Origin of the sequence: Microbacterium sp. ZW CA_36 (assembly GCF_044987475.1) — a bacterium.
GTDB lineage: Bacteria > Actinomycetota > Actinomycetes > Actinomycetales > Microbacteriaceae > Microbacterium.
Genome location: NZ_JBJDRL010000031.1, coordinates 1 through 13,446, shown reverse-complemented (window position 1 = coordinate 13,446; position 13,446 = coordinate 1). Strand labels below are relative to the sequence as shown.

At 72.2% G+C, this 13,446-nt stretch carries 9 protein-coding genes; 7 read left to right on the top strand and 2 right to left on the bottom strand.

The annotated features are described in order from the left end of the window. Positions 1-170 precede the first annotated feature (170 nt). The 6 genes from kynA to ACI3KX_RS13700 all read left to right on the top strand — a co-directional run bounded on the left by kynA (position 171) and on the right by ACI3KX_RS13700 (position 8,602). Positions 171-1,019 carry a tryptophan 2,3-dioxygenase gene (gene kynA / locus ACI3KX_RS13725; RefSeq protein WP_349425905.1) on the top strand — a complete coding sequence of 283 codons (849 nt, stop codon included), beginning with the start codon at positions 171-173 and terminating at the stop codon, positions 1,017-1,019. Then, positions 1,019-1,999 (top strand): hypothetical protein, encoded by a 981-nt coding sequence (locus ACI3KX_RS13720; protein ID WP_404910088.1) that lies wholly within the window; start codon positions 1,019-1,021, stop codon positions 1,997-1,999. Before kynA ends, ACI3KX_RS13720 begins: the two co-directional genes overlap by 1 nt. A 127-nt stretch (positions 2,000-2,126) precedes the next feature. After that, positions 2,127-3,356 (top strand): kynureninase, encoded by a 1,230-nt coding sequence (locus ACI3KX_RS13715; RefSeq protein ID WP_404910087.1) that lies wholly within the window; start codon positions 2,127-2,129, stop codon positions 3,354-3,356. 75 nt (positions 3,357-3,431) lie between these two features. Continuing rightward, positions 3,432-4,982 (top strand): MFS transporter, encoded by a 1,551-nt coding sequence (locus ACI3KX_RS13710; RefSeq protein WP_404910086.1) that lies wholly within the window; start codon positions 3,432-3,434, stop codon positions 4,980-4,982. 93 nt (positions 4,983-5,075) lie between these two features. Then, on the top strand, positions 5,076-6,902 hold the full coding sequence (locus ACI3KX_RS13705; protein WP_404910085.1) for an aldehyde dehydrogenase family protein: 1,827 nt from the start codon (positions 5,076-5,078) through the stop codon (positions 6,900-6,902). Next, complete coding sequence (locus ACI3KX_RS13700) at positions 6,899-8,602, top strand: GMC family oxidoreductase (protein WP_404910084.1); 1,704 nt, start codon at positions 6,899-6,901, stop codon at positions 8,600-8,602. The genes ACI3KX_RS13705 and ACI3KX_RS13700 overlap by 4 nt, the downstream gene beginning before the upstream one ends. A 102-nt stretch (positions 8,603-8,704) precedes the next feature. Here the strand turns inward: ACI3KX_RS13700 and ACI3KX_RS13695 are convergent, their stop codons facing one another. Continuing rightward, complete coding sequence (locus tag ACI3KX_RS13695) at positions 8,705-9,943, bottom strand: FAD-dependent monooxygenase (protein WP_404910083.1); 1,239 nt, start codon at positions 9,941-9,943, stop codon at positions 8,705-8,707. A 104-nt stretch (positions 9,944-10,047) separates the two neighbouring features. Here ACI3KX_RS13695 and ACI3KX_RS13690 point away from each other — a divergent pair, with 104 nt between their 5' ends. Next, the gene (locus ACI3KX_RS13690; RefSeq protein ID WP_404910082.1) at positions 10,048-10,632 is read left to right on the top strand and encodes a TetR family transcriptional regulator; all 585 of its coding nucleotides are present in this window, start codon (positions 10,048-10,050) and stop codon (positions 10,630-10,632) included. A gap of 208 nt (positions 10,633-10,840) precedes the next feature. Here the strand turns inward: ACI3KX_RS13690 and ACI3KX_RS13685 are convergent, their stop codons facing one another. After that, a complete protein-coding gene (locus ACI3KX_RS13685; RefSeq protein WP_404910081.1) occupies positions 10,841-12,409 on the bottom strand; it encodes a DEAD/DEAH box helicase in 1,569 nt (522 codons plus the stop codon). Positions 12,410-13,446 lie beyond the last annotated feature (1,037 nt).

Sequence of the window (13,446 nt, the reverse complement as noted above, 5' to 3'; positions counted from 1 at the left end):
CGCACGCACACACCCGTTCGCGGCGCGTTTCGTCTCGCACGTTCCTCGCTCGCTCAACGACCGAGTTAGCGGCCGCACGCACACACCCGGTCGCTGAGCGAGCGCCAGCGAGACGAAGCGCGGCGCGCACACTCTGACGCGGCGGCATCCGTCCTCATTAGGCTGAGGCCGTGAGCGTCGAACGCAATACCCGAGCGATCGAGGGAACGGTCGTCACCGATTTCCAGGACCGCATGAGCTACGGCGGCTACCTCGATCTGCCCACCCTGCTGTCTGCCCAGCGACCGCTCAGTGACCCTGAGCATCACGACGAGCTGCTGTTCATCGTTCAGCACCAGACCACCGAGCTGTGGCTGAAGCTCGTGCTGCACGAGCTCGGCGCCGCCTGCCGGCTGCTGCGCGAGGACCAGCTCGCTCCCGCGCTGAAGTGCATCGCCCGCGTGAAGCACATCCAGAAGACGCTGACCGAGCAGTGGTCGGTGCTCGCGACGCTGACGCCCGCCGAGTACGGGCAGTTCCGCGGCGTGCTGGGCAACGCCAGCGGCTTCCAGTCCGCGCAGTACCGTGCGGTCGAGTTCACGCTCGGGAACAAGAACGCCGCGATGCTGCGGGTGTTCGAGTCGGATCCCGCCGCGCATGCGCTCATCCAGGCGGCGCTCGAGGCGCCGAGCCTCTACGACGAGTTCCTCGGACTGCTCGCACGGTCGGGCTATCCGATCCCCGCGGCCGTGCTCGAGCGCGACGTGACGACGGCGTGGACCTACGCCCCCGAGCTCGTCCCCGTGTTCACCGAGATCTACCGCGACCCGCAGACGCACTGGGCCGCATACGAGACCTGCGAGGAGCTCGTCGACCTGGAGGACAACTTCCAGCTCTGGCGCTTCCGTCACCTCAAGACCGTCGAGCGCATCATCGGGTTCAAGACCGGAACCGGGGGCTCCAGCGGTGTGCCGTTCCTGCAGCGCGCGCTCGATCTGACGTTCTTCCCCGAGCTGTACGCGGTGCGGACGGAGCTGTGATGGCCCACGACCCGGAGGCGCTGCGGGACCTGCTCGGCCCCGAGGCGGCGCTCTGCCGCCGTGCGATCACCGGTGAGCAGGGCGTGTCGCTGCCGCCCTTCACCGACCACCACGTGCACCTGCATCTCATCGACGAACGGGCCCTCGCCGCCGGTGGCATCGCGGGGGTCGTCGACCTGGGCGGCGACCCCGTCGCGCTCGCCCGCCGCGGCGACCACGGCATCCCGCGCGTGGCGTACGCCGGAGCCTTCCTCACCGCTGTCGGCGGCTATCCGGTCGGCCGCGGGTGGGCGCCGCCCGAGATCGCCCGAGAGATCGCGGATGCGTCGACCCACCCGGGGGTGCCCGGCGGCGCGGCAACGGCGGTCGACGAGCAGGCGTCGTTCGGGGCATCCGTCATCAAGGCCGCCCTCAACAGCGCGGCAGGGCCCGTGCTCGACCCCGGCACGCTGGCGGCGATCGTCGAGGTCGCCCGCGAGCGCGGTCTGCCGGTCGTCGCGCACTCGGAGGGCGACGGGATGCCGCAGCTCGCGCTCGACGCGGGCGTCGACGTCCTCGCCCACACCCCGTTCACCGAGTTCGTCGGGCGTGCCTTCACGGCCCACGCCGTGAAGGCGGGGCAGGTGTGGATCTCGACGCTCGCGATCCACGGCGCGGATCCGCACGCGGCCGAGTTCGCACGCGTGAACCTCGCCGGCTTCGCCGCCGCGGGCGGCCGCGTGCTGTACGGCACCGACCTCGGAAACGGCGACCAGCGGGTCGGGGTGAACCCCGACGAGGTGGCGGCGCTCGACCGGGCGGGCATCCGTGGCGCGGCGCTCATCGCGGCGATGGCCGACCCATGGCCGTTCACCGATCCGCCGCCGGGTGTGTGCACGTTCGTGCCCGGCACCCCGCCGACGGAGCTCGACGACATCGCCGAGTGGCTGCGCGGCGCGACCGTCGTCCCCACCGAGGAGCTCATCCATGACGACCACTGACCCCGCCGCGTCTTCCGGCCCGGCCACTTCCGGGTTTGGGGCGCACGACGTACGTTCGGGGCGCGTGCCGCACGCCCCGAACGTACGGGACGCGCCCCAAACCCGCGGTCAGGCCAGGACCGGCGCGGTGGCCCTCGACGCTGAGGCCGCGTCCCTCGACGCGGCCGACCCCCTGCGCACGCACCGCGACGCCTTCGTCGGAGCCGAGACGTCACTGGTCTACTTCGACGGCAACTCCCTCGGCCGGCCGCTGCGGGCGAGCATGGACCGACTGACGGCGTTCGCGCGCGACGAATGGGGCGGGCGCCTCATCCGCGGCTGGGACGAGTCCTGGATGCCGCTGCCCTTCGACATCGGCGACGCCGTCGGCCGCGCCGCGATCGGCGCGGCCCCGGGCCAGACCGTGATCGGCGACTCGACGACGGTGCTGCTGTACAAGCTCGTGCGAGCGGCGTTCGACGCCGCGGTCGCGGCGGACCCTGCCCGCGTCGAGATCGTCGTGGACCGCGACAACTTCCCCACCGACCGCTACCTCGTCGACGGCATCGCGGCCGAGCGCGGCGGCCGCGTCCGCTGGATCGACGTCGACCTGACGAGCGGCGTGTCCGAGGAGGCGCTTCGTGCGGCCGCCGGCCCCGAGACGGCGGTCGTGCTGCTCTCGCACGTGGCCTACCGATCGGGCTATCTCGCGGATGCCGCAGCCCTCACCCGCATCGCGCACGACGCCGGCGCGCTCGTCGTGTGGGACCTCTGCCATTCGGCCGGCTCGGTGCCCGTCGAGGCCGATGCCTGGGACTTCGACCTCGCGGTCGGCTGCACCTACAAGTACCTGAACGGCGGGCCCGGCTCGCCCGCGTTCGCCTACGTCGCGACACGTCTGCAGGACCTGCTCGCCCAGCCCATCCAGGGCTGGATGGGCACCGCCGACGTGTTCGCGATGGGGCCGGAGTACCGGCCGGCGGAGGGGATGCGGCGCTTCCTGTCGGGCACGCCGCCGATCGTCGGCATGCTCGCCATGCAGGACACGCTCGCCCTCATCGACGACGTCGGCATCGCCCAGATCCGTGCCAAGTCGATCGCCCTGACGGAGTTCGCGGTGCGCGTGGCCGACGAACTGCTGGCACCGCTCGGGGTCGTGATCGCCTCGCCCCGCGACCCCGACGCGCGCGGCGGCCACGTGACGCTGTCGCACCCCGCGATGCGTGAGGTCACCGCGCGGCTGTGGGCGCAGGACGTGATCCCCGACTACCGAGACCCCGGCGGCCTGCGCATCGGCCTGTCCCCGCTGTCGACGTCGTTCGCCGAGACACTCGCCGGTCTCCGAGCGGTCGAGGCCGCCGTCCGCGCCGAGTCCTGAGCCGGCGCCCGAGGCGCCGGGCCCGGGATCCACAGGGTGGGCTTCGAGTCCCAGCCCCTGACCTACACTGGCGCGATGAGCAGTGACGCTCCACGGGCACCCGAAGCCGTGGCATCCGTCTCCCCTGTGCGCCTGACGCGCGGCACCATCGCGCGCTACGCGACCGGATCGCTCGGCACCGGCGGCTTCTCGACCCTGCCCGGCCTGGTGCTGACGTACTACCTGACCGACTCCCTCGGGGTCGCCGCACTCGCCGCCGGCGCGGTCATCACTGTCGCGAAGGTCTGGGACGTGATCATCGACCCCGTCATCGGCGCCCTCACCGACCGCGATCTCGCGCGTCACGGCAGCCGGCGACGGCTGATGCTGATCGGTGCCATCGCGCTGCCGCTGCTGTTCGCGCTGACCTTCGCGGTGCCGCCGTCGCTCGGACCCGTGGTCGCGGGCATCTGGGTGCTGCTCGCCTTCACCTTCACGGCGACGGCGTTCAGCCTGTTCCAGGTGCCGTACATCGCGCTCCCCGCCGAGCTGACGCCGAGCTACGACGAGCGCACGCGCCTGCTCACCTGGCGCGTCGTGGTGCTGACGTTCGCGATCCTGCTGTTCGGCGCGGGCGGCCCGGCGCTGCGTCGCGTCTCGGACGACCCGTTCATCCAGTACCTCGTGATGGGGGTCGTCTGCGGTCTCGTGATCGGGATCGGGATGCTGGTGGCCACCGGCGTCGCGCGACGCACCGCCGTCACCGCCGTCACCGCCGTCACCGCCGTCACCGCGGTCACCGCCGGCACATCCGGTGAGACGTCATCTGCCGGCCGAGACGGCGGTGTTCACCCGAGGTCTCGGCGGTCGGATGACGTCTCACGGGTAGAGGGACGCGGGAGCGCTGCGACCACGGGGATCCGCGAGCACTACGCGTCCGGCATCCGTGCTCTCCGACGCAGCCGGCCGTTCCGCATGCTGCTGTCGACATTCGTGCTGCAGGCCCTCGCGACCGGGCTCATGCTGGCCGGCGCCCAGTACGTCGCGACGTGGGTGCTGCACTCGCAGGCGGCCGTCGAGCTGCTGTTCGTCGCGCTCATCGCCCCGGCACTGCTGGCAGCGCCGGCCTGGGGAGTCGTCGCGCGGCGCCTCGGCAAGGAGCGCACCTTCACGATCGCGAGCATCGTCTTCGCGGTCGCCGCACTGTCGATCCTCGGCATGCTGTGGGCTCCCGGCGACTGGATCTACGTGCCGGTCGGCATCGCGGGCGTCGCGTACGCGGGCATGCAGTCGCTGCCCATGGCGATGCTGCCCGACGTGATCTCGCACGACGAGCGCACCGTTCCCGACGCCGTGGCGGGGGGCGCCGGGCGAGCCGGGTCGTTCAGCGGCGTCTGGACGGCCGGCGAGACCGTCGGCTTCGCGCTCGGCGCAACGACCCTGGCGCTCATCCTCGCCATGACCGGCTACGTCTCGTCGACCGGCGGTCAGGTCGTGGAGCAGCCGGATGCCGCCATCACCGGCATCGTCGTCAGCTTCAGCCTCGCCCCCGCCGTGCTCATCGGGCTGAGCCTTCTCACGCTCGCGCGGTACCCGCTCCGCCGCGCCGACATCGAAGACCGCGAGACCGGGTCGCAGTCGTCGTGACACTGCGTGCCTCGGTGCTCACGCCGTGACGTAGGATCCCCCTGACGGACTCACCGCGCGCGAGTTCCGCGGCGCGAGTTCGAAGGAGAACCCATGTCCCCCACGTCCTCGACCACTCCCGCGAAGCCTCGGAAGACCACGGCTACGCGTCCCTCGTCTCGCGCCGGAGCGTCCGATCCCGGGCTTCCCGACGACGAGCGGGCGGCGCTCGACGAGGCGATCACCCGGCTCGACGAGGGAGCGCGGGTGTGGGTCGCGCTGACGCTCGACCAGCGGGCGCGGCTGCTCGGCCGGGTGCGCGATGCCGTGGGCGTGGCCGCCCAGGAGTGGGCCGACGCGGCGACGATGTCGAAGAGCCTCGAGCCCGGGCATCCGCTCTCCGGCGAGGAATGGCTCGGCGGACCCTATGCCGTCATCGGACTGCTCGATGCGCTCCGTGAGACCCTCGAGGCTCTCGCGAACGGCCGCAGCCCGCTCGACGGTGTGACGATCGACGAGGCACCGGGCGGTCGCCTGCGCGCGCACACGTTCCCGCTGAACGGCACCGAGAAGCTTCTGCTCTCGGGCTTCACGGGCGAGGTCTGGTTCGAGCCCGGCGTCACCGCCGACCAGGCCCGTCGCGAGGCCGGGCTCGCCCAGCTGACGCCCACCGAGTCGGGCGGCGTCGGGCTGGTGCTCGGCGCCGGCAACGTCACCTCGATCCCTGTCGCCGACGTGCTGTACGAGCTCTTCGCGCACAACCGCGTCGCGCTCCTCAAGGTCAATCCGACGCAGGACGCGATGGTGCCGGTGTTCGAGCGCGCACTGGCGCCGCTCATCGAGCCCGGCTTCGTGCGCATCGTGCGCGGCGGCGCCGCGACCGGCGCGTACCTCACCTCGCACCCGCGCATCGCCCACGTGCACATCACCGGCTCGGCCGTCACGTTCGACGCCATCGTGTGGGGTGCTTCGACGGGCTCGGCGACCGGGGGCGAGGACGCAGCGACCGAGCGGGAGCCGAAGCTCACGGTGCCGATCACGGCCGAGCTGGGCGGCGTCTCGCCGATCATCGTGGTGCCGGGGCGCTGGTCGGCCGCAGACCTGAAGTACCAGGCCCAGCATGTTGCGACGATGCGGCTCGTGAACTCCGGGCACAACTGCATCGCGGGGCAGGTCGTCATCGTGAGCTCCGACTGGCCGCAGCGCGCCGAGTTCCTGCGCGAACTGCACACGGCGTACGCGGCCGCCCCCGAACGGCCGGTCTGGTACCCCCGCAGCGACGAGCGGCTCGAGGCCGCGGCATCCGCCTATCCGAATGCCGTCTGGGCCGCCGATCGCACGCGCGCGATCGTGGAGGTGCGCGGCGACGAAGACGGCGACCCGGTCGAGACCGTCGAGTACTTCGCTCCCATCCTCGGTGTAGTCGAGATCGGCGGCACCGGCCAGGAGTTCCTGGACGCGGCGGTGGCGCACGCGAACGACAAGCTGACCGGCACGCTCGGCGCGAACGTGCTCATCGACCCCGCCACCGAAGAGGCGCTGGGCGCGGGGTTCGAGCGCGCGATCGCCGACCTCCGCTACGGCGACATCGCGATCAACACTTGGACCGCGTTCAACTTCCTCATCGCCCGCCTGACCTGGGGCGGCTTTCCCGGCGCGACGCTCGCCGACGTGTCGAGCGGCATCGGCGTCGTGCACAACGCGCTGCTGCTCGACCGCGTCGAGCGGTCGGTGGCGCGCGGGCCGTTCCGCCCGTTCCCGCGGTCGGTGGGCGACACGCTCCGGCGCCGCGGACGGGCGAAGGCCACCATCCTGCCGACGCCGCCCTGGTTCCTCAGCTCGCGCACCGGCGCCGAGGTGAGCGCGGGGCTCACGCGCTACCTCGTCGACGGCAAAGTGCCCGGGCTGGTCAAGACGCTGACCAGGGCGATGCAGGCGTGAGGCGGAGGCGACCGGCCGACCGCAGCGCCGGCTTCGGCACCGACGGGCTGGAGGCCGACTACGTCGTCGTCGGCGCGGGGTCGTCGGGTGCCGCGGTGGCAGCGCGGCTCAGCGAGGATCCGGCCGTCTCGGTGCTGCTCCTCGAGGCCGGCGGACCCGACCGGGCGATCGAGCTGCACGTGCCGGCCGCGTTCTCGAAGCTCTTCCGCGGACCGTACGACTGGAACTACGACACCGTTCCCCAGCCCCAGCTCGAGGGTCGCACGGTGTACTGGCCGCGCGGCAAGACACTGGGCGGTTCGTCCTCGCTCAACGCGATGATGTGGGTGCGGGGCTTCGCCGCCGATTACGACGAGTGGGCGGATGCCGCCGGGCCGACGTGGTCGTGGGACGCCCTCGTCCCCTACTTCCAGCGCGTGGAGCGCACCGCGGACCCCGCCGACGGCTCCCAGGGCACCCACGGAGTCCAGCCCGTCGAGCACCAGCGGGATCCGCGGGCCCACACGGCGGCGTTCCTGGCGGCGGCGCAGGAGGCGGGGCATCCCGTCACCGCGCCCAACCTGCCGGCGGGCCAGGGCTTCTCGCAGACGATGGTGAGCGAGAGCCGCGGCGCGCGTGCCTCGACCGCCGACGTGTACCTGCGCCCCGCGAAGCGGCGCTCGAACCTCCGGGTCGTCACCGGCGCGCACGTCCGGCGCGTGACCTTCGAGGCCCCCGCCGGCGACGAGTCCGGCGCGCGCCGGCCGCGTGCGACCGGCGTGTACGTCGACATCGACGGGATCACCCGCCACGTGCGCGCGCGGCGCGAGGTCATCCTCTCGGGGGGAGCCGTCAACACGCCGCAGCTGCTCATGCTCAGCGGCGTCGGCCCGGCCGGGCACCTCGCCGAGCACGGCATCGACGTCCTCGTCGACGCCCCCGGCGTGGGCGGCAATCTGCAGGACCATCTCGTCGCCGGGCTCGCGCCCGCCGCGCCGAGCGGCGGCACCCTGTACAACGCCGACAAGCCGGCCGAGCTCGTCAGGTACCTGGCCACGCGGAAGGGGATGCTGACCTCCAACGTCGCCGAGGCCTACGGGTTCGTGCGCACCGAGGTCGCCGACCGCGCAGGAGCACCCGAGGGGCTCCCCGACATCGAGATCATCTTCGCCCCGGTGCCCTACGTCGGCGAGGGGCTGATCCCGACTCCCGCGCACGGGCTCACCGTCGGTGCGATCCTGCTGCGCCCGCGCAGCCGCGGGACCATCCGGCTCGCGTCGGCGGATCCCACGGCGCCGCCGCTCATCGACCCCGCGTATCTGTCCGACCCCGAGGGCGTCGACGCGGCGACCATGCTCGCCGGGCTCGCCGCGTGCGAGCGTCTCATCGACACCGAGGCGCTGCGCGCGATCACGACGGGTGACGGCGCAGAGCCGCTGAGGTGGGTGCAGCCCGAGGGCGGCGACCGCATGACGCCCGTGGAGCGGGCTGAGGTGTCGCTGCGCCGGTACTCGCACACGCTCTACCACCCCGTCGGCACGGCCCGGATGGGAACGGATGCCGCCTCCGTCGTCGACCCCGAGCTCCGCGTCCGCGGGGTCACGGGCCTCCGGGTGGCCGACGCCTCGGTGATGCCCACCGTGATCCGCGGCCACACGAATGCGCCCGCGATAGTGATCGGCGAGGTCGCCGCCGACCTCATCCTCGGCCGCCGGGTCTGAACCGGGCGCCCCGGGCCCCGACATCCACCCCTCACTGCTCCGCTGTCGCACGCGGTGCCCGCAGCACACCGATCGTGACAGCGGAGCAGAAGGTGCGGAGGGTCACCGCACCGGCACCGCGATCTCGGGCAGCGGCAGGGAGGTGCCGCCTGCGAACATCCGCCGCACGAGGGGCCGCATCGCCCGCGAGAACATCAGGCCGGTGAGCGCGCGAGACATCGCCGCCTCGAACCGCGTCGCCGGCACCATGCGCCTGATGCCGCCTCCGGGGATCTCCTTGCCCTCCTCGGCGAACGGCGCGATGTCGGCGGAGTAGCGACGGAGCGCCGTCGCCGGGTCTGCGGGGGACTCCGCCAGGCGCGCGGCGAGCAGGTAGGCGCCGATGAGGGCGGTGGCCGTGCCCTGTCCGGTCATCGGTGAACCGCACGACGCGGCGTCGCCGAGCAGCACCACCCGACCGTTCGCGACATCCGGCACATCGATCCGCACGAGCTCGTCGAAGTACAGATCGGATGCCTCGCCCAGCGCCGCCAGCACGGTCGGGGCGTGCCATCCGGCCTCGGCGAGGCGATCCCGGATCAGCGCCTCCTGAGCCACCCGGTCGCCGCGCAGCGTCGTATCGCGGTCCATGCGCAACGTGAGGATGGCCTTGGAGGTCGACGGGTCGCGATCGGGACGGATGCCGAACGTCGCCCCGGGTACGAACCGCAGCGCGAACCAGCCTTCTTCGAGATCGGCCGGTGTCGGCATCGTGAAGAACGCCGCGTAGCCGCCGAGGTAGGTCGCGAACCGCTCCTCGGGCCCGAACGCGAGACGCCGGGTCGCGGAGTGCACGCCGTCCGCGCCGACCACGACGTCGAAGCGGGCGGCCGCGGCATACTCGAATTCGACGTCCACCCCGGTCGCGTCCTGCGTGAGGGCGGTCAGACGGTCGCCGTACCGCAGCTCCAGCATTCCGGGCTTCGCCTCGCTCACTTCATCCAGCGCATCGAGAAGCACCTGGGCGAGGTCGCCGCGGGCGATCTCGATCTCGGCCACCGCTCCCTCGCCGTCGAAGTCGGCCATCGACATGCGGCCGAAGACGTTGCCCTCGCCGTCGACGTAGGCCATGCCCTCCTCGTGCACGCGCAGCCCGTCGATGCCGGGCATGATCCCCATGCGCTCAGCCACCTCGCGGCTCGCGCCGCGCAGGTCGACGGCCTGACCGCCCGGGCGTGGTGCGTCGGCGCGCTCGAGCACCGTCGTGTGGATGCCCGAGCGCACGAGCTGCAGGGCCAGAGCGAGGCCGGCGATGCCTCCGCCCGAGACGAGGACGTGCGGCGTGCGGTCGAAGTCGTTCATGAGGACATCCCATTCGTTAGACGCTTGTGTGAGACATATGTCTAACACGCGAATTGCACGTTTGTCTAGCACGTTTGTCTTAGACACTGGACTACGATGGGCGCATGGGCAATCGCGAAGACCTCCTCGCCGGCGCGCGACAGGTGATCCTCGAGCGCGGGGTCGCCAAGGCGACCGCCCGCGACATCGCCGCGGCCGCAGGCGTCAGCCTGGCCGCCATCGGGTACCACTTCGGCTCGAAGGACGAGCTCGTCAGCGCCGCGCTCACCGAATCCCTCGGCAGCGGCATCGGCGATGCGATGGAGGCCGTCGTCGACGAGACGGCGTCACTCCCCCTCATCGACGGGTTCGCCACCCTGTTCGACCGTATGCCCGAGATCTTCGCGGCCAACCGCGAGGCCCTGTTCGCGAGTCTGGAGAACTCGGTGCGGGTCTCGCGGGATCGCGGGGCGAGTCAGGCACTGGCGGATGCCACGGAGCAGGCGCACCTCGGCATCGTCGAGGTGCTGCGCACCGCGCGACCCGACCTCGACGCGGGCGACCTCGATGCGATCGCCAAGCTCGAGTTCGTGCTCGTGCAGAGCCTCGGCCTGCTGTGGATCATCAGCCCCGACTCCCTGCCGACCGGTGACGAGCTCGCCCGCGCCGTGGCCGCGATCGCAGCCGACCGGTCCGCGGCGACCGGCTGACGGGGCATACATCCCCCGCTTGTCCCCGTGCGAAGAGTCGGGTCGGTTCCTCCGACATGCCGGGCGAAACCGCACGCACCTGCGCGCGTGTCGCCGTCACCGGCCCTTGTTTTCGCACCCGGACCGGGGCGGGAACACCCGACTGCAGGGGAAACGACGAACCCCCTCCTGCTCGACGGGCGAGCGGGAAGGGGTTCGAGGGAGTGTCTCAGCGACCGCCGCGGCGGTTCGTTCCGTTCGGGCGGACGACGGAGCCGACCATCAGCTTGCCGGTGCCGGTCGACGACGCGCGACGACCCTGCGTGCGGGGGTTCCCTGCCGGCTGGGCCGACCGGGTGTGGCCGGCGCTCTGGTCGCTGCGCTGGTGAGCGCCGCGGTCCTGCGCCGCAGCGGCATCGCGTCCCCGACCCGCGCCCTGGCCACGGCCTGCGCCCTGGGCGCCCTGACCGGAGCCACGGCGGCCTCCTCCAGCACCGGAGCCGGACCGGCCAGAGGAGCCCTCGGCGCCCTGGCGACCGTCGCGCGCGGCGCGCTTGCGCTGCGCGTTCGCACCCTGGCTGGTGCCGCGCGGCGTCTCGGCCACCGGAACCGGCTTGACGTACGCGGCGACCTGGCCGACGAGCGCGGTGACCGCGGGCGAGGCATCCGTCACGGCGACCGGCTCGACCGAGATCGCGGCCTTGCGCAGCAGCTGCGAGACGTCGCGCTTCTGCTCGGGCAGCACCAGCGTGACGACGGCGCCTTCCGCACCCGCGCGGGCCGTGCGACCCGAACGGTGCAGGTACGCCTTGTGCTCGGTCGGCGGGTCGACGTGGATGACGAGCTCGACATCGTCGACGTGCACACCGCGGGCCGCGACATCCGTCGCCACCAGCACCCGGACGGAGCCCGACGAGAACGCCGCGAGGTTGCGGTCGCGCGCTGCCTGCGACAGGTTGCCGTGCAGGTCGACGGCCGGGATGCCCTGGCCGGTGAGCTGCTTGGCGAGCTTCTTGGCCTGGTGCTTCGTGCGCATGAACAGGATGCGTCGGCCGGTGCCCGATGCGAGCGCCTTGACGACGTCCTTCTTGGCGTCGGCGTCGGCGAGCGTGAAGACGTGGTGCGTCATCGCGGCGACCGGCGAGTGCGCCTCGTCGACGGAGTGCAGCACCTCGTTCTGCAGGAAGCGGTTCACGAGCTTGTCGACCCCGTTGTCGAGGGTCGCGCTGAACAGCAGGCGCTGGCCGCCGGCCGGCGTCGCGTTCAGGATGCGCGTGACGCCCGGCAGGAAGCCGAGGTCGGCCATGTGGTCGGCCTCGTCGATGACGGTGATCTCGACGGCGTCGAGGTGCACGTAGCCCTGCTTCATGAGGTCTTCGAGACGGCCGGGGCACGCCACGACGATGTCGACGCCGGCGTTCAGCGCCTGCACCTGACGGTTCTGGTTCACGCCGCCGAAGATGGTGGTGGTGGTGAGGCCGTAGGCCTTGGCGAGCGGCGCGAGCACCGCATCGATCTGCGTGGCGAGCTCGCGGGTAGGGGCGAGCACGAGGCCGAGCGGACGGCCCTTACGGCGGTTGCCGCCGGCGAGCTTGCCGCCGAGGCGGGCGGCCATCGGGATCGAGAAGGCGAGGGTCTTGCCCGAGCCGGTCTTGCCGCGGCCGAGCACGTCGCGGCCCGCGAGCGTGTCGGGGAGCGTGTCGACCTGGATCGGGAACGCGGTGGTCTTGCCGTCCGCGGCGAGCGCGTCGACGAGGGGCTGCGGCACGCCGAGCGCGCCGAAAGTGGTTTCAGTCATGAAGGGGATTTCTCCGGGCACACAGATGCCCTGTCGGTGGCCGGGGCGGATTTCGCCCACGGGTCGCCGTACGAAAGTCATCACCGGCATCGCGCGGCTGAGCCGGGCGGCGGCGGGAGGGGAAGCGTTCTACGACGCAAGAAGCGCAGGGAAGCGCTGCAAGATGATCCACCTTAGCAGGCCACGCCTGAGCGTTCTCCGCAGCCTCCCCCGTGTCTGTGAGCGAGCGAGGGACGAGCGAGACGAAACGCCGCCCCCTCTCCCGGTCGTTGAGCGAGCGAGGAACGAGCGAGACGAAACGCCCCGCACCCGGCGCAGACGAGCAGCTCAACGCGTTTCGTCTCGGTCGCTGGCGTTCCCTCGCTCAACGACCGGGACTTGGCGCGTTCACCGAACCCGGTCGTTGAGCGAGCGAGGGACCAGCGAGACGAAACGCCGCCCGCTCCCCCGGTCGTTTAGCGAGTGAGGAACGAGCGAGACGAAACGCCCCGCACCCGGCGCAGACGAGCAGCTCAACGCGTTTCGTCTCGGTCGCTGGCGCTCCCTCGCTCAACGACCGGGACTTGGCGCGTTCACCGAACCCGGTCGTTGAGCGAGCGAGGGACGAGCGAGACGAAACGCCGCCCGCTCCCCCGGTCGTTTAGCGAGCGAGGGACCAGCGAGACGAAACGCCGCCCGCTCCCCCGGTCGTCGAGCGAGTGAGGGACGAGCGAGACGAAACGCCGCCCGCTCCCCGGTCGTTGAGCGAGCGAGGGACGAGCGAGACGAAACGCCCCGCACCCGGCGCAGACGAGCAGCTCAACGCGTTTCGTCTCGGTCGCTGGCGCTCCCTCGCTCAACGACCGGAATCTGAGGACAGCGGCCCCCGCGCTCAGGGATGACGGGCGCGGCGCGGCGAGCCGTACGCCCTGCGCGGACCGCTGACGTCGGCTCCGGGCCCGTCGGCCGGGGGCACCGCCCCGTCCGCCTGGGACTCCTCCGCGCCGTCCGCCTCGGGCGCGGAGGAGTCCCAGGCGGACGGGGCGGTGCCCCCGGCC